General features: G+C 38.3%; 14 protein-coding genes and 1 pseudogene. All 15 read left to right on the top strand.

All coding sequences use genetic code 11. The features are described 5' to 3' along the window. Positions 1 to 252, top strand: a pseudogene (locus tag U2718_RS24900) (polysaccharide biosynthesis protein); the annotation flags it as partial. A gap of 76 nt (positions 253 to 328) precedes the next feature. Further along, positions 329 to 1,693 (top strand): murein biosynthesis integral membrane protein MurJ, encoded by a 1,365-nt coding sequence (gene murJ / locus U2718_RS24905; protein WP_341996030.1) that lies wholly within the window; start codon positions 329 to 331, stop codon positions 1,691 to 1,693. Positions 1,694 to 1,746: 53 nt separating this feature from the next. Further along, positions 1,747 to 2,856: a glycosyltransferase family 4 protein gene (locus U2718_RS24910; RefSeq protein ID WP_341996029.1), complete on the top strand. Its 1,110-nt coding sequence runs from the start codon at positions 1,747 to 1,749 to the stop codon at positions 2,854 to 2,856. Continuing rightward, complete coding sequence (locus tag U2718_RS24915) at positions 2,853 to 3,809, top strand: glycosyltransferase family 2 protein (protein ID WP_341996025.1); 957 nt, start codon at positions 2,853 to 2,855, stop codon at positions 3,807 to 3,809. The genes U2718_RS24910 and U2718_RS24915 overlap by 4 nt, the downstream gene beginning before the upstream one ends. A 3-nt stretch (positions 3,810 to 3,812) precedes the next feature. Then, positions 3,813 to 4,934, top strand: a complete 1,122-nt coding sequence (locus U2718_RS24920; RefSeq protein ID WP_341996023.1) for a glycosyltransferase — start codon at positions 3,813 to 3,815, stop codon at positions 4,932 to 4,934. 4 nt (positions 4,935 to 4,938) lie between these two features. Further along, positions 4,939 to 6,207 (top strand): O-antigen ligase family protein, encoded by a 1,269-nt coding sequence (locus U2718_RS24925; RefSeq protein ID WP_341996021.1) that lies wholly within the window; start codon positions 4,939 to 4,941, stop codon positions 6,205 to 6,207. After that, positions 6,204 to 7,376, top strand: a complete 1,173-nt coding sequence (locus U2718_RS24930) for a glycosyltransferase family 4 protein (RefSeq protein WP_341996019.1) — start codon at positions 6,204 to 6,206, stop codon at positions 7,374 to 7,376. Before U2718_RS24925 ends, U2718_RS24930 begins: the two co-directional genes overlap by 4 nt. A gap of 10 nt (positions 7,377 to 7,386) precedes the next feature. After that, entirely contained in the window at positions 7,387 to 8,217 is an 831-nt protein-coding gene (locus U2718_RS24935) for a class I SAM-dependent methyltransferase (RefSeq protein ID WP_341996018.1), read from the top strand. 13 nt (positions 8,218 to 8,230) lie between these two features. Further along, a complete protein-coding gene (asnB, locus tag U2718_RS24940; protein ID WP_341996016.1) occupies positions 8,231 to 10,177 on the top strand; it encodes an asparagine synthase (glutamine-hydrolyzing) in 1,947 nt (648 codons plus the stop codon). 127 nt (positions 10,178 to 10,304) lie between these two features. Beyond that, positions 10,305 to 11,156: a glycosyltransferase family 2 protein gene (locus U2718_RS24945; protein ID WP_341996014.1), complete on the top strand. Its 852-nt coding sequence runs from the start codon at positions 10,305 to 10,307 to the stop codon at positions 11,154 to 11,156. Positions 11,157 to 11,231: 75 nt separating this feature from the next. Further along, positions 11,232 to 12,866, top strand: coding sequence for a DUF4091 domain-containing protein (locus U2718_RS24950; protein ID WP_341996012.1), 1,635 nt, complete (start codon positions 11,232 to 11,234; stop codon positions 12,864 to 12,866). Between the two features lies 1 nt (position 12,867). Continuing rightward, the gene (locus U2718_RS24955) at positions 12,868 to 14,040 is read left to right on the top strand and encodes a glycosyltransferase family 4 protein (RefSeq protein WP_341996010.1); all 1,173 of its coding nucleotides are present in this window, start codon (positions 12,868 to 12,870) and stop codon (positions 14,038 to 14,040) included. A 46-nt stretch (positions 14,041 to 14,086) separates the two neighbouring features. After that, positions 14,087 to 14,560, top strand: a complete 474-nt coding sequence (locus U2718_RS24960) for a class I SAM-dependent methyltransferase (protein WP_341996008.1) — start codon at positions 14,087 to 14,089, stop codon at positions 14,558 to 14,560. Between the two features lie 265 nt (positions 14,561 to 14,825). After that, on the top strand, positions 14,826 to 15,977 hold the full coding sequence (locus U2718_RS24965; RefSeq protein WP_341996006.1) for a DegT/DnrJ/EryC1/StrS family aminotransferase: 1,152 nt from the start codon (positions 14,826 to 14,828) through the stop codon (positions 15,975 to 15,977). A 46-nt stretch (positions 15,978 to 16,023) separates the two neighbouring features. Then, entirely contained in the window at positions 16,024 to 16,617 is a 594-nt protein-coding gene (locus U2718_RS24970; RefSeq protein ID WP_341996004.1) for a sugar transferase, read from the top strand. Positions 16,618 to 16,696: the final 79 nt, after the last annotated feature.

The following is a 16,696-nucleotide window of genomic DNA, read 5'->3' on the forward strand; positions in this document are numbered from 1 at the left end:
ACAGGGGAAGAATACGAACCAACTGAACATGACAAACTATTAGTTGTGAAAAATGCAAGTCGAATTATTCCAGACAATTTGACAATTACTGTTGAAAAATTGTGTAAAGCAGCAGCTATAAACGATACGACTTTGATTTTTTTTCTACTTGAGCAATTAGTACCTGGATACAAACCCAAATATTTAGAGACAAGTACAGCTGCATCTACTAGCAAAAATAATTTCGTCGTCACAGTAGCTAATAATATTTAGTGTGCTGCAAAATACGCAGATTAATATAATGAGTCTTGGAAAAGTCAGACTCATAAAAAATTTGGAGCCAATTTAAATGAAAGTTTTTTCAGTACAACATCTTTTGAAACATTGGAGAAATTTATCAGGTGGCTCTACCAATCGCCGAATTTTAGGAGCAGCTATGACGGTTGGCGTAGGGACAGCATTAATCAAAATAGTAGCCGTATTTAAGGAATTAGTTGTTGCTTGGAAATTTGGAATCGGAGATACTTTAGACGCATTTTTTATTGCTATGCTGGTTCCTGATTTCATCATTATTGTCATAGCTGGTTCTTTTCATGCCGCTCTCATTCCTACATATATTCAAGTACGAGAGCAGGAAGGCATAAACGCAGCTCAAAAACTTTTTTCTGGAGTTATGCTCTGGAGTCTAGGGCTGCTTTCAATTACAACCGTACTAATGTTGGCTACTGCACCCCTGTACTTACCACAAATTGCAGCAGGTTTTAGTTCTGAAAAATTAGATCTCACTTTTAAGCTGCTATGGATAATTGCACCTGTGGTAATACTGAATGGAATCCTTCTAATCTGGGGTGCAGTTTTGAATGCCGGCGAGCGTTTTGCGTTAGCAGCTATATGTCCAATCATGACACCAGCTATAACAATAATATTTCTATTGCTAAATCAGTCTTGGGGTGTCTTTGCCTTAGCAGCAGGATTAGTCAGTGGTGCTGTATTGGAAATGATTATTTTGGGAGCAGCAATTCATCGGCAAGGCGTTTTATTACAGCTGAAATGGTATGGATTGAATGATCACTTACATCAGGTAGTTAATCAATTTTTTCCAGTCATGGCAGGATCATTTTTAATTGGTAGTGCTGCTTTTGTCGATCAATCAATGGCAGCAATGTTGTCGCCTGGGAGTGTAGCAGCACTCAACTACGGTCAAAGAGCAATCGCCTTCCCCATAAGCTTAGTTACCACAGCATTGGGTACTGCCGTAATTCCTTATTCATCAAAAATGATTGCTTGCAGAGATTGGAAAGGTGTGCAACATACACTCAAGCATTACTTACAGCTAATATTTTTAGCTACTATACCACTAACGGGAATTTTGATTGTATTCTCTGAGCTTATAGTTCAGATACTTTTTCAAAGAGGTTCTTTTACCGCTTACGACACTAATTTAGTCGCTCAAATTCAAAGTTGTTTTGCCTTACAGATACCCTTTTATATTGGCAATATCTTAGTTGTAAAATTTATTACAGCTATGCAAATGAACCATATACTAATGTGGGCGGCTGGATTCGATTTAATAATTAATATCACTTTAAATTATTTATTTATGCAATGGATAGGCATTAAAGGTATTGCCTTATCTACAAGTTGTGTGTATTTATTCACATTTTTATTTGTCTTCTTGTTCATCACAAAAAAGTTAAGAGAACTTAGTAAATAATTCTAGTTAGCTAAGAAAGTGATTTTTAATAATTTGTAGTTTGGTATCCAAAAATGAGACTAACATTGGTTATTTCTTCCCTTACTTCTGGAGGTGCAGAGCGGGTAATGTCAATTATGGCTAATTACTGGGCTGCAAAGGGATGGACAATTACATTATTGACTTTGCCAGAGAGTTCAGTATCTCCCTTCTACAATTTAGATTCCCGTATTCAATATGTTCCTTTAGGTATAGCTGGAAATTCTTCTAATCTGTTGGCAGCAATCTCAAATAATCTCAAGCGAATTCAGATACTTAGGTCTGTCATTGTTGAGAGTAAACCTGATATTGTGATTAGCTTTTTAGACATCACTAATGTCTTAACTTTACTAGCAACACAGAAATTACGAATTCCTCTAGTCGTAGATGAACAAGTTCATCCAGCTATGTACCCAATTGGTAAAATTTGGGAACTTCTACGGCAATGGACTTACTTGAAGGCAGATCGAGTGGTTGCAGTTACTGCAAGGGCGCTAAACTATTTTTCACCACAAATACAATCCCATGGTTGTGTTATTCCTAATCCAGCTTTATCAGTAAGTAATAGTGACAGTTCATCAACACAATTACTGGTGAAGCCATCCTTAATTGCGATCGGACGTCTTGTTCCGCAAAAAGGATTTGATCTGCTCCTACAAGCCTTTGCCAAACTAAAGGATTATTATCCTGAATGGACATTGACAATTTTGGGAGAAGGAGAGTTACGTCCAGAACTCGAATCTTTGCGCGATCGCTTGGGATTAGTAAATCGCGTTCATCTTTTAGGAACAGTGAAAAATCCCCATGACTATCTCAAACAAGCAGATATTTTCGTCATGTCTTCTCGCTTTGAAGGTTTTCCCAATGCTTTGTGCGAAGCAATGGCTTGTGGACTACCAGTCATTTCTACAGATTGTCCTAGCGGGCCAAAAGAAATCATTCGTGATGGAATAGATGGTATTTTGGTGCCTAATCTAGATGAATCAGCCTTAGCCACAGCAATGGCTCGATTAATGTCTAACGAACAAGAACGCAAACTTTTAGCTATGCGTGCGCCAGAAGTAACTGAACGATTTAGCTTAGAAAAAGTTATGGGAATGTGGGAAGCATTAATTGAAGAAGTCATTAAGGAAAAACGCAAATGATTATTCAAGATCAACAAGCATTAGAAAGTAATAAAAACTATCAATACATTTTTACAGTCTTCACAGCAACCTATAATCGTGCTTATACTCTTCCTAGAGTTTATGAGAGTCTTAAAGCACAAACATATCGTGATTTTGAGTGGCTAATTGTTGATGATGGTTCAACTGACAATACTAAAGAATTGGTAGAGCAGTGGCAAGGAGAAAATCAATTTCTAATTCGTTATATTTATCAACAAAATGGTGGGTTACATATTGCTCTGAATCGAGGCGCAAGGGAAGCTAGAGGAGAGCTATTTCTTCAACTTGATTCTGACGATTCATGTGTACCAGAAGCACTAGAGCGTCTCAAATATTATTGGGATGTAATTCCTCTAGACAAAAGAGAAAATTTTACTGGAGTAACAGGTCTATGTAATGACCAACATGGAAAGCTTGTTGGTAGTTTATTTCCTTGTCATCCTATTGATGCAGATGTTTTAGAAATTCGTTATCGCTTCAAAGTGACAGGTGAAAAATGGGGATTTAATCGTACTGATATACTTAGAAAATTTCCCTACGGTGAAGAAATTAGAGGAGGATATATTTCACAAAACGTGATCTGGAACAAAATTGCCAGACAATATCAAACTAGATTTGTCAATGAAGTTCTCAGAATCTATTGGACAGACCAACCCTCAATTATGCGCAAAGCCTCAAACCCAGGTAAAAATGCTTTAGGCGAGCGATTATCACTTTTAACTATTCTCAATGAAGAAATAGATTGGCTGAAATTTGCTCCTATACACTTTTTGCGCACGGCAATTCACTATAGCCGATTTTCTTTTCATTTAAATATTGCCATTACTGAACAAGTTTCAAATATAAATACAGTAATTGGTAAATTTTTATGGCTTTTAGCTTTGCCATTAGGATATATTTTGTACTTAAAAGATAAGAATTTTACTAAGTAGAAAATGTTAAAAAAGATTGTATTTCTCATTCGAGATCTTAACTATGGCGGTGCTCAAAGACAATTAGTGACACTCGCAAAAATTCTCAATCAACAAAACTTTGATGTAACTATTTTATGCTTTTATCCTCACGGCCCCCTAGAGAAAGATTTGATAAATAGTAATATCAAACTTATCTCTTTGAAGAAGCAGGGACGTTGGGATTTAATTAGTTTCTTTTGGCGTTTGGTTCAATATCTTAAACAAATTCAACCGGATGTGTTGCATGGGTATCTAACTGAACCTAATCTATTCACTATCTGTTTAAAGCCCTTTTTTCCCTCAACTCGGATGATTTGGGGAATACGTGGTTCTAATTATGAGTGCGATCGCCATGATTGGCGGGTGCAATTGTACCAACAGTTAGAAAACTTACTATCACATTTCGCTGACCTGATTATAGTTAATTCTCATGCAGGGCGAGATGATTATCTAACTCGCGGATTTCCAGCTAGCAAGATGATAGTAATTCCCAATGGCATTGATACTGAACGTTTTCAACCTAATCCAGAAGCTGGAGCAAAAGTACGACAAGAGTGGGGAATTTCAGAAAACGCAATTTTAATCGGTTTGGTAGGAAGACTAGATCCAATGAAAGATCACCCAACTTTTCTTAAGTCTGCTGCACTACTATGTGCAGAAAGAAAGGATGTGCATTTTGTTTGTGTAGGAACTGGATCGGAAAATTATGCACGGGAATTACATCAACTTACTGCTAATTTAGGGATTTCTGAAAAGGTAATTTGGGCGGGAGCGCGCTCAGATATGCCTGCCGTACACAATGCCCTGGATGTAGCTATTTCCACTTCTGCTTATGGGGAAGGATTTTCTAATACCCTGGGAGAAGCGATGGCTTGTGGTGTGAGGTGTATAGCAACGGATGTAGCTGATTCAGCCTGGATTATTGGTGACGCAGGTTTAGTTATACCACCCAAAAGCCCAGAAGCATTGACTGCTGCGATTAAGCAATTCATAGATAATGCCCAATTCAATGGCAAGAGTCGAGAAGATATTCGACAGCAAGTGGTGACTCGGTTTTCAGTCCGTCAATTACTACTAAAAACAGAAGCTGCTTTTCTGCAATGATGTCATGAATATAAAGTTACTTAAAACATCAAATTTCCTTTTGTACTATCAATGTGCTTTAGCTGTAGGAGCAGTTTTAATTTTTTTTACAAATTTGGATACATATCTAGAAACTGCCGTGGCAGCGCCCTCTCCTAAGCTTTGGATTATTGTCTTTGCTGTTGCCTCTATTCCCTTATTTTCAACCTTTATTTCTAGAAAAAAATATTTCTCAGTCAGTCTGTTAGCTTGGTTGACTGGATATCTTGTCATATCAGTTATTTATTTGGGTTTAAGCTCTCAGTATGAATCCTCATTTGATGAGTTTAAATCTCGAATTTTAACAATATTTTTTATCTTGTTAATGAGTTTAATTTTTTCTCAGTATTCTGTTGTTCAAACTTGGGCTAGGCGTAGCATCCTGGCTGTTACTTTCATAAATATAATTACCTATTTTTATGGATTAATGAATCCTTCAGCATTTGTTACTATAATTGAACATCAAAGTGCAGAGCTAACAGGTCGTCCGTCGGGATTCTATGTAGATGCAAACAGAGCTGGCTGTGCATTAGTTAGTGGTTTAATTTTAACTATAGGTCTACTACCTAAAAGATATCGTGTACCCTTTGTTGTAATTATTTTTATTGGTATTTTTATAACTTTTTCTCGCAGTGCTCCAATTACATTTTTGATTGTACTAATATTATTAATTAGCAAAAAGGAAATTCCACGTAAATATGTATTTTTAGGAATCACTTTATTAGGAATAATCTTAATAGTTATAAATTTGCTCGGATTAAATTTATTAGATACTCACAACCTTGAATATAGTGGGTTGCTGAAAGATACGACAATCCATCGGATTAACCAGTTTGAATCTCCTTTATCTCGTGATGCTATTTTTGATGCTTCTGGGCAAACACGTTTATTTATAGTAGAGCTATCTTGGCAAAAATTTCTAGAATCACCATTTTTTGGTTGGGGAGTTGGCTACACTTTAGAGCTTGAAAAAATATACAACATCAGACCACACAATATGTATTTATTATTCATGCTTGAACATGGATTTATAGGAGCTTTACTTTTACCGATTTTAGTGATTGCAGTGACACAAAATGCAAGTAAAAAAAATAAAAATATCAATTTGGCTTTTACTGCTCTGATTCTGACATGGGCAGTATTTAGCCATAACATTTTAGAACAGCGTGAATTTCTGCTCATGTTTTCGTTAATGGCTGCAATGAATGTAACCAGCCAATTGGAACAAAATTATCAAAAAATGCAAAAATCATGAAAATTATTTATGTAACTACAGAACTCTCTACAGGTACAGGTGGTGGTGAAAAAATGCTTTACAACCTCCTGTCTAAAATTAACCGTTCTCGGTTTAGTCCTGTTGTGGTTTCTTTAATGGATCGAGGGATATGGGGAGATTCTATTGAAGCATTAGGTATTCCAGTTCATACGCTGGGAATGAAACCGGGAAAGCCTACACCGGAAGCTACATGGCAATTAATTCGTACAGTGCGGCAACATAATCCCAATCTAATTCAAGGCTGGATGTATCACGGTAATTTTGCCGCGCAATTAGCTAGTGCTTTTTTATTCAAGAAAATAGCGATTTTATGGAACATTCAATGTTCACTTGATTCTTTGGCTGATCTTGACAATAAAATGACTGCAACTCTTGTTAAAGGCTGTGCTTATCTTTCTAAGTTGACTACTAAAATTGTGTTTGTTTCTCAAACTAGTAAAGTACAACATGAAGCCTTGGGATATTGTCAACAAAAGAGCTATGTAATTCCAAATTCTTGTGATACTTCACTGTTTAAGCCATCCTTTGAGGCTAAATCAAGCGTTAGGTCAGAACTAGGTTTATCAGAAAATACTTTGCTAATTGGATTGATGGGTCGCTATCATCCAATGAAAGACCATGCAAATTTTCTTCAAGCTGCTGCTATTCTTTTAAAAGAATATTCTCATACCCACTTTCTTTTAGCTGGTTCTGGAGTTAATCCAGAGAATAATACTTTGCAAAATTTAATTCAAGATTTAAGAATTGGCGATCGCATTCACTTATTAGGGCATCGTAGCGATATGCCTCGTCTTAATGCTGCTGTTGATATTGCTACTTCTTCTTCCGCATTTGGAGAAGGATGGTCTTTAGTAATAGGGGAGGCTATGTCTTGCGGTGTGCCTTGTGTTGTTACAAATGTGAGTGATGCAGCGTGGATTGTGGGTAATACAGGACGGGTAGTACCTCCAAAAAACTCAGAGGCATTGGCTCAAGCTTGGAAAGAATTAATTGATATTGGTTCAAAGGGCAGAGAAGCTTTGGGAAAAGCAGCACGAACCAGAATAATCGAACACTTTTCTTTAGACTCAGTTGTTGCTCAGTATGAAGCATTGTATGAAAGTGTGTTGTCACACAATAAATTGTTTGAAAATTTTGTAGTTAATTAAGCGAGATAATATGAAATCTAACCTTGATATGAAAGTAGTCGAAGGATTTGGTGACGAATGGAGCAGATTCGACCAATCTACTCTTTCTCAAGCAGAACATATGGAAATACTCGTAGAACATTTCCATATCTTTCCTTGGCATACCTTACCAAAAGGTGCGGTTGGTTTTGATGTTGGATGTGGCAGTGGTAGATGGGCAAAGTTAGTAGCTCCGAGAGTGGGTAAGTTACATTGTATAGATCCTAGTCGTGCTGCTTTAGATATAGCAAAAAACAATCTCAGTAAAATAGCAAATTGTGAATTCCATTTAGCAGGAGTTGATAATCTACCTTTAGAAAATAATTCTGCCGATTTTGGTTACGCATTAGGCGTGCTACATCATATTCCTGATACTGCTGACGGCATAAAAATTTGTGTTTCAAAACTTAAACAATCAGCTCCATTTTTGCTCTATTTATACTATAAATTTGATAATAGGCCTTTGTGGTTTTACTTAATTTGGTACGTAACTGAGCCTGTTCGATTTTTGATATCTCGTTTACCTTATTCACTCAGGTACTTACTTAGTCAAATCATTGCAATTTTTGTTTACTTTCCCTTTGCGCAGTGTTCATTGCTACTAGAAAAGCTCGGATTTAATGTAGATTCTTTTCCTCTTTCCGCATATAGAAATAGAAGTTTTTATGTCATGCGGACTGATGCTTTGGATCGGTTTGGTACAAAATTAGAAAAGCGATTTACAAAAAAAGAAATTCAAAACATGATGGAAGACGCAGGTTTGGAAAGAATCAGTTTTAGCGATTCTGCTCCTTACTGGTGTGCAATAGGTTACAAAAAATAGGTGGAATAAATGGATGTGTGGCATAACTGGTTTTTTCAATCCTTCTGCACAAACTAGTTCTGAGCAAATGCAGGTAATAGTTCAGGCTATGTCCTCTACATTAGTTCATCGTGGCCCTAATGATGGAGGTTGCTGGATTGATGCAGAGATGGGAATTGCCTTAGGACATAGGCGACTAGCTATTGTAGATCTTTCACCAGAAGGACATCAACCGATGGTGTCTGCTGACGATCGCTATGTGATTGTATTTAATGGTGAGATTTATAACTTTTTAGAATTACGACATGAACTAAAACAACTAGGACACCGTTTTCGCAGTCATTCTGATACTGAGGTAATGCTGGCTAGTTTTAGCCAATGGGGTTTAAAGGCGGCAATTAAACGCTTTAACGGGATGTTTGCCTTTGCTTTATGGGATCGGCAAGCACGAGTTTTGCATTTAGGGCGCGATCGCTTGGGTGAAAAGCCCCTTTATTACGGTTGGATCAATCAGACGCTGCTATTCGCTTCGGAATTAAAAGCTCTGAAAGCTTATCCCCATTTCCAGGCTCAAATCAACCGAGATGCTTTGACTTTGTTTCTCCGGTTTAGCTACGTTCCTGCACCTTATTCAATCTACGAAGACATCTATAAATTGCCACCTGGTTGTGTCCTCACCTGGAATGGTATAGAACCTTATTCTCAACCAATATCTTACTGGTCTGTCAAGGAAACTGCCCACAAGGGCATTGCTGAACCCTTCATAGGTTCAGAACAGGAAGCAGTGGCACAGTTAGAAGCTTTGCTACAAGATGCTGTCAAACTGCGAATGGTTGCAGATGTACCCTTGGGAGCTTTTCTCTCAGGAGGTATTGATTCTTCCACAGTCGTAGCCCTGATGCAGGCTCAAAGTAGCCAACCCGTTAAAACATTTAGCATCGGTTTTAATGAAGATATCTATAACGAAGCCCAGTATGCCAAGGAGGTAGCACGGCATCTAGGCACAGATCACACAGAACTTTACGTAACTCCACAAGAGGCACTTGCTGTTATCCCCAAGCTACCAATGCTTTATGATGAACCATTCTCAGATTCCTCTGGCATACCTACCTTTCTGGTATCTGAGCTGGCTAAACAATATGTAACAGTTAGTCTTTCAGGAGATGGTGGCGATGAACTGTTTGCAGGATACAATCGCTATTTCTGGGGTCGCAGTATTTGGCAGAAAATAGGGTGGATGCCACCAAAATTACGCAAGGATGCAGTTGGTGTTTTAACTCACATCTCACCCCTAGTGAAGAATACTGCTTTTGCTGGCTTTAGCAACTTAGTACCAGCTAAATTCAAACCACTTTTGCTTGGGGATACATTGCACAAGCTGAGTGAAATTTTGGCAGTTGCTAATCCTGAGATGATGTACACTCATCTGGTTTCCCATTGGAAACAACCAGAAGCCTTAGTAATAGGTGGCTCAGAACTATCTACAGCTTTAAGCGATCGCCAACGCTGGGCTAATTTACCCGACTTCACTCAACGGATGATGTATCTCGATACAGTGACTTATTTACCCGATGACATCCTAGTCAAGGTAGATCGAGCCAGTATGGGTGTAAGTTTAGAAGGGCGGATACCACTGTTAGATCACCGTGTGGTGGAATTTGCCTGGCGCGTGCCACTATCTATGAAAATTCGCAACGGGCAGGGTAAGTGGCTACTGCGCCAAGTTTTGTACAAGTATATTCCTCAAAATCTGATTGAGCGTCCAAAGATGGGATTCAACATTCCCATTGATAGCTGGCTACGTGGTACTTTGCGAGACTGGGCAGAAACTCTGCTAGATGAAACTCGGTTGCGGCAAGAAGGATTTTTAAACCCACAGCCGATTCGGCAGAAATGGAAAGAACATCTTTTGGGTGATCGCGACTGGCAATACTATCTATGGGATGTGCTGATGTTTCAAGCGTGGCTAGAAAACAACTAAAGTATTCCTTTTTCATTCCTCTCAAATCATTTTGAGACTAAATTATGGCTCTGTGATTAGATTCATTAACTTAGCTTAGAAGCTATTAATCTTATCACTAATTAAATAACACAACTTTAATTCAGATATGAATACAACAAAGCCAAAAATTAGTGTCATTACTCCCGTTTATAACGGTGAACAATACTTCGACCGAGCCGTTCCCAGTATTCTTAGACAGACTTATACTAACTTTGAGTACATTATTGTAGACGACGGCTCTACAGATAAAACTCCAGATTTCTTAAAAGAACTCGCTCACAGAGACTCACGCGTGCGTGTACTGTCTCCTGGAAGATTAGGTTTTACCAGAGCGCTTAATCACGCTATTGAAACAGCACAAGGTGATTATATTGCCCGCCAAGACTTTGACGATCTTAGTTACCCCCAACGCTTGCGATCGCAGTTAGAGTTTCTAGAAGCAAATCCAAAAATTGGCATGGTAGGTAGCTATTATATTCTCGTCAATGATGGTCGCCAAGAGCGTCATGTAGGTATGCCTCCCACTGAACACCATAAGCTTGTGCGTACAATGGCAACTTGCATTCCTTTTGTTCATTCTCTAGTTACCTTTCGCAAAGAAGCCTGGAGACAAGCTGGAGGATATCCTCATATAAACGATGGTGTGGAAGATTTGCGTCTGTGGCTTACTTTTGTCAAACTCGGTTGGCAGGTTGCTAATATTCCAGAAGTTTTGGGTGAACATTGGGTGCATTCTGACAGTTTCTTTTATCAAAATGTACAGTATCGCCAGCGGCAAAAGATATTAAGTGAATTGCAGTGGCAAGTAGTATGTGAATTAGGCTTACCTCTGTGGATGGGGGTATATCCTCTTGGTCGATATATTTATCCTTACTTACCTACAAGTTTGAAGCGATTTGTGCGACGGCAAGTAGTTGGATATAAAGAACAATACCTTGCATTTAATAGTGAAATTTAGACAATTAGAAAGAGTAAAACGCTAAGGTCGATAGCGTAGAGAATAATTTTCTCAACATAGCTTAATTAGGCACAAATGAATAAAAAATATTCCAAAAAACAAATACAACTTTCTTATTTACTATGGATACTGGGAGCGCTATTCATTTTGCTTGCTTGTGCAAACATCAGCATTTTATTAGCAAAGAATCCATCCTCACTAACTCCCATCGTGTGGGTAGCTTCTGGTATGGAAAGAATTGGACGAGAAGATAAACCAGGAAATACAAATTCCATTGAACTTTACGCGGCTCGTGGAGAGTATGAACCTTTTCAAATCGTCATTCAGGCACCACCAGACGGTCTTAAAAATGTGAATGTTTCGGTTTCAAATTTGTACGGTAAAAATCAACAAATAATTCCCCAGCAAAATATTACACTTTACCGAGAACATTATGTTCATGTTCGTTATTCTAGTCCTAAATGGGGAGGTACTAAAAATCCACCCTTAAGTCCTGGTTGGTATGCTGATGGACTCATTCCTTTTGTAGATCCTGTGACTAGAAAACCTCCTATAAAAGCTGATTTAAAAGCAGTTCCATTTCAAATTGATGCTAAAAAAAACCAACCGATTTGGGGCGATGTTTTTGTACCTCGCAACACTCAACCTGGCCAATATACAGGCAAGTTTACAGTTACCAGTAATCAAGGAAAAGTCGAGGGTAAAATACTCCTAAAAGTTTGGAACTTTGAGCTACCTCTCAAACCATCGCTTAATTCTTCTTTTTCATTCTGGGAAGCTGGTACTAAAAGTGCTAATGAGGAACTCCTCAAACACAAGCTTATGCCTAAGGATGTGAATGTGGAGGATAAACGCGAATTAGTTAATAAGTGGGGGCTTGTTTCTACGAACCTTGGTTTTTGGAGCAAAGCGAATATTAAGAACTGTCAGATGATTCCAGCCCCTTCTGTGAAACAATTGCAGACAACTGCTTCGGGGTATCAGTCTGGCTTGTTGCTATATAACTACACGGCTGATGAAATTGATAATTGTCCCAATCTTTACGCCACGATTAAGCAGTGGGCGCGAAATCTGCACTCTGCTAGGGTTGCTAACCTCATCACTATGAAACCAGTACCTGAGCTTTATGACGACGGTTCAGGAAGCAGGCGCTCTGCTGTAGATATATGGGTTTTGCTGCCGAGAATGTATGATGAGGCACGAGAAAGAGTATTGTATGTACTTAATAAAGGAAATCAAGTTTGGTCTTACAACGCTTTAGTGCAAGATGATTACTCCCCAAAATGGGAGATAGACTTTGAGCCGATAAATTTTCAAATTCAACCAGGTTTTATTAGTCAGAGTCTAAGCCTAACAGGACTATTATACTGGCGGGTTGACCTATGGACTAAAGATCCTTGGAATGACGTTCAAACCTATTCTTCTGATAACCACCATTATCCTGGTGAAGGAATGCTGGTTTATCCTGGCAAACAAGTAGGTATAGAGGGAGTTGTTCCTTCTATGAGACTCAAGTGGCTGAGGGAAGGAGTAGAGGATTACGAATACATCGAGATACTCAAAAAACTCGATCGCAGAGATTGGGCGCTGGCAGTTAGTCGAAGTGCAGCTCGTGACTGGAAAAACTGGACACGCGATCCAAAGGTACTTGAAGCTGCTAGACGCCGATTAGGAGAGGAAATCGAGAGGCTTTCACCTACTAGCAAATAATATGAAGAATCCTAGATCAAAAACTGTTTGGCACGTTGGAGGAGAAGATATACGGCTTCGGATTCCTCTATTGCTGGCGCTCAGGGAGAGAGGTTTCAATGTGGGAGCGGTTGGATCTGAAGATGGAATTGACTTTGCAACCCATGATATACCATATTTTCGATATACCCTGAAACGGGAAATAAACCCAGTTGCAGATTTACATACTCGTTCCCAACTTTTCCATTTATTTACTAAATACAAACCAGATATTGTGCATGGTTTTGATACGAAGCCAGCCATAATCGCACCAGTTGTAGCAATGAAGTCTAAAGTTCCAGGAATAGTACGTACTGTTACTGGGATGGGCTATATCTTTTCTTCTAATTCTCCCTTGGCACTTGCACTCAGACCTATATATTGTTATCTACAAGGAAAAGCTTCTGCTACAGGAATTACAGTATTTCAGAATCCTGATGATCGCCAATATTTTCACGAGCATGGGATGGTGCAAAATGGAGGCGATGATTTAGTTTTGGGTTCGGGCATAGATGTAGAACAGTTCACCAAAAACCGCCCCAAACCCGAAGTGTTGGCAAATCTTCGTCAAGAATTAGGGCTTGAAGGACAGTTGGTAGTTACTATGATTGCGCGTCTAGTTGTTGCTAAAGGGGTGAGGGAATATCTAGATGCTGCTAGCATAGTGCGCGGTTTAGTGAAAAATGTCAAATTTTTGTTGATTGGTTCTTTGTCTTCAGAAGGGCAGCAAGCAGTTCCAATCCAAGAAATTCAGCAAAAAGCTGATGATGTTTGTTATCTTGGTTCTCGCAATGACATTCCGGCGCTACTGTCTTTAAGCGATATCTTTGTACTGCCAAGTTATTACCGTGAAGGTGTACCACGGGTTTTGTTAGAGGCTGGTGCAATGAAGCTCCCTTTGATTACAACGGATATGCCCGGTTGCAAGGAGGTTGTGCGAGATGGTTGGAATGGTTTATTGATTCCTCCTGGGAATGCAAAAGTTTTAGCTACGGCAATTGTGGAGCTTCTCAAGTCGAAGGAGCAAAGAATTTTAATGGGTAATCGCAGTGGTTTGCATATTAAAGAAAACTTCTGTCTAAAAAAGGTAGCAGATTCTTATACAAACATTTACTACCGTGCTTTAGGAGCGAAGTATTTAGAACAAACTTGTTGAAAAAATCCAAAAGCTAAATCAATGATTTTTAGAATTAGAAAGTTCTATGAACACTGAAATTGAGGCTATTCGTCAGCGTTATGCTAGACGTGAGCAACTTCCCAAATTATCTTTATCTGATCCGTTAAATCCATTTAACTACATGAGTTATGAAGAAAAACGACGAGCTTTCATTCACTGGATTAACGAGTCTGGTTTAGCACCTGTTCAAGATAAACGAGTTTTAGAGATTGGCTGTGGTTTTGGAGATAATTTACTTCAGTTTATATCTTTGGGTTTTCAACCAGAAAACTTAGTAGGAAATGAACTTTTGGAAGAACGCGTTCTTAAAGCCCGATGCCTACTGCCCACGGCAATTCAACTTTTGCTTGGGGATGCTTCAGCTTTTGATTTGGAGAAAAGTTCGTTTGATGTTGTTTTACAAGCAACTGTATTTACTTCGATTTTAGATACAAATTTTCAGGAAAAGTTAGCAAATCATATGTGGTCATTGGTTAAGTCAGGAGGTGGAGTACTTTAGTACGATTTCATTTTTAATAATCCTAATAATCCAGATGTTAAAGGTATTTCAATTAAGCAAATTTATAAATTATTTCCTCAAGCTGAAATTAGGATATGGCGATTAATATTAGCACCTCCTCTTAGTCGGTTAGTTGTGAGAATACATCCAAATTTTTACACTTTGCTAAATTTGATGCCATGCTTACGTACTCATGTTTTGTGCTGGATTAAAAAGATTTGATTCAAAAAATATCAAGGAAGTATAGAAAATTTTATAGAATATTATGGAAAACTTTTTACCTTTTGCATTACCAGAGATTGGAGAAGAGGAAATTGCTGAGGTCGTTGATTCCTTAAAATCTAATTGGTTAACGACAGGGCCAAAAACCAAACGTTTTGAACAAGATTTTGCGGAATTTATTGGATATGGAGTTGAAGCGATCGCTGTTAATTCTGCCACTTCAGGATTACATTTAGCTCTAGAAGCATTAGGCATTGGTGATGGTGATGAAGTCATTACTACTATCCATACATTTACCGCGACTGCGGAAGTAATTCGCTATTTAGGGGCAAATCCAGTCTTCGTCGATATTGATATCAATACTCTCAATATCGATCCCACAAAAATTGAAGCAGCCATCACTCCCCGTACCAAAGCTATTGTACCCGTTCATTTGGGGGGACTTGCGTGTGAGATGAAGCCAATTCTCGCGATCGCTAAAAAGTATGGCTTGAAGGTAGTTGAAGATGCTGCCCACGCTATTCCAACAACCTATCAAGGTAAATTGATTGGCAGTCTAGATAGTGATGCTACTGTCTATAGTTTTTATGCCACCAAAACAATTACCACTGGCGAAGGTGGAATGCTCGTTACCCGCAATTTTGAAGTTGCCCAACGCTGCCGTATTATGAGACTGCATGGTATCAGCCGAGACGCTTTTGATCGTTATACCTCAACCAAACCTTCCTGGTACTACGAAGTGGTTGCACCTGGTTTCAAATACAATATGACGGATCTGTCTGCTTCTGTTGGTATTCATCAACTTCAGAAAGCTTGGATGTTCCAAAAAAAACGTGCAGCGATCGCCAAACGATATGATGCAGAGTTGGCTGACTTGCCTTTACATCTGCCAGCAAAACCAGCTGATGGAGATACTCACTCTTGGCATCTATATGTGATTCGTTTAGATGACTCTGCCAAAGTGAGCCGTGATACTTTTATTGAGCAACTAGCTGCTAAAGGAATTGGTTGTAGCGTTCACTATATTCCGCTGCATTTACATCCTTACTGGCGTGACAAATATAATCTGCGCTCCGATGATTTTCCTTGCGCTTCCTATGCTTATAAACACATAGTTAGCCTACCAATATATACAAAAATGACTGAAGCAGATCAAACCCGTGTCATTCAAGCCGTTAACAAAACTTTGAATTAGTTATTATCTCAATTAAATTATCTTCAATAAAAACTGTTAAATAACTATGTCTAAGCGAATTTTTGATTTGTTTTTTTCCTTAGTTGGGATTACGATTTTGCTACCCCTATTTCTAATTGTTGCAATATTTATTAAATTAGATTCTCCGGGAACTGTATTTTTTAGACAAGTTAGAGTTGGAAGATTTGGGCATGAATTTAGAATATATAAGTTCCGCACTATGGTACTTGAAGCCGAGAAGATAGGTCAACAAATTACAATTGATAATGACCAAAGAATTACTAGAATTGGCAAGATTTTGAGAAAGTATAAGATAGATGAATTTCCACAACTACTTAATGTTATTAAAGGAGAAATGAGTCTAGTAGGGCCTCGTCCTGAAGTACCAAAATATGTTGGTATGTATACTCATGAACAGCGTAGAGTTTTAGAAGTACTTCCAGGCATAACCGATTTAGCTTCAATAAAATTTCGGAATGAAAATCAACTACTAAATCACAATCATAATCCAGAGGATTTCTACATTAATGAAATTTTACCTCAAAAATTAAAATTAAATATAGAATACATAGAACAAATGGGTTTGGGTTTTGATTTACTCATTATCTGTAAAACACTACTGCAAGTCATAGCAACATAAGAAATAGATTGTTAAAAAGGTAAACAATTAGAAATCAAGTAGGTTTTAGATATTAAATTGCTGCCTTCACTAACTAAGA

The organism is Chlorogloeopsis sp. ULAP02 (assembly GCF_038404745.2).
Taxonomy (GTDB): domain Bacteria; phylum Cyanobacteriota; class Cyanobacteriia; order Cyanobacteriales; family Nostocaceae; genus Chlorogloeopsis.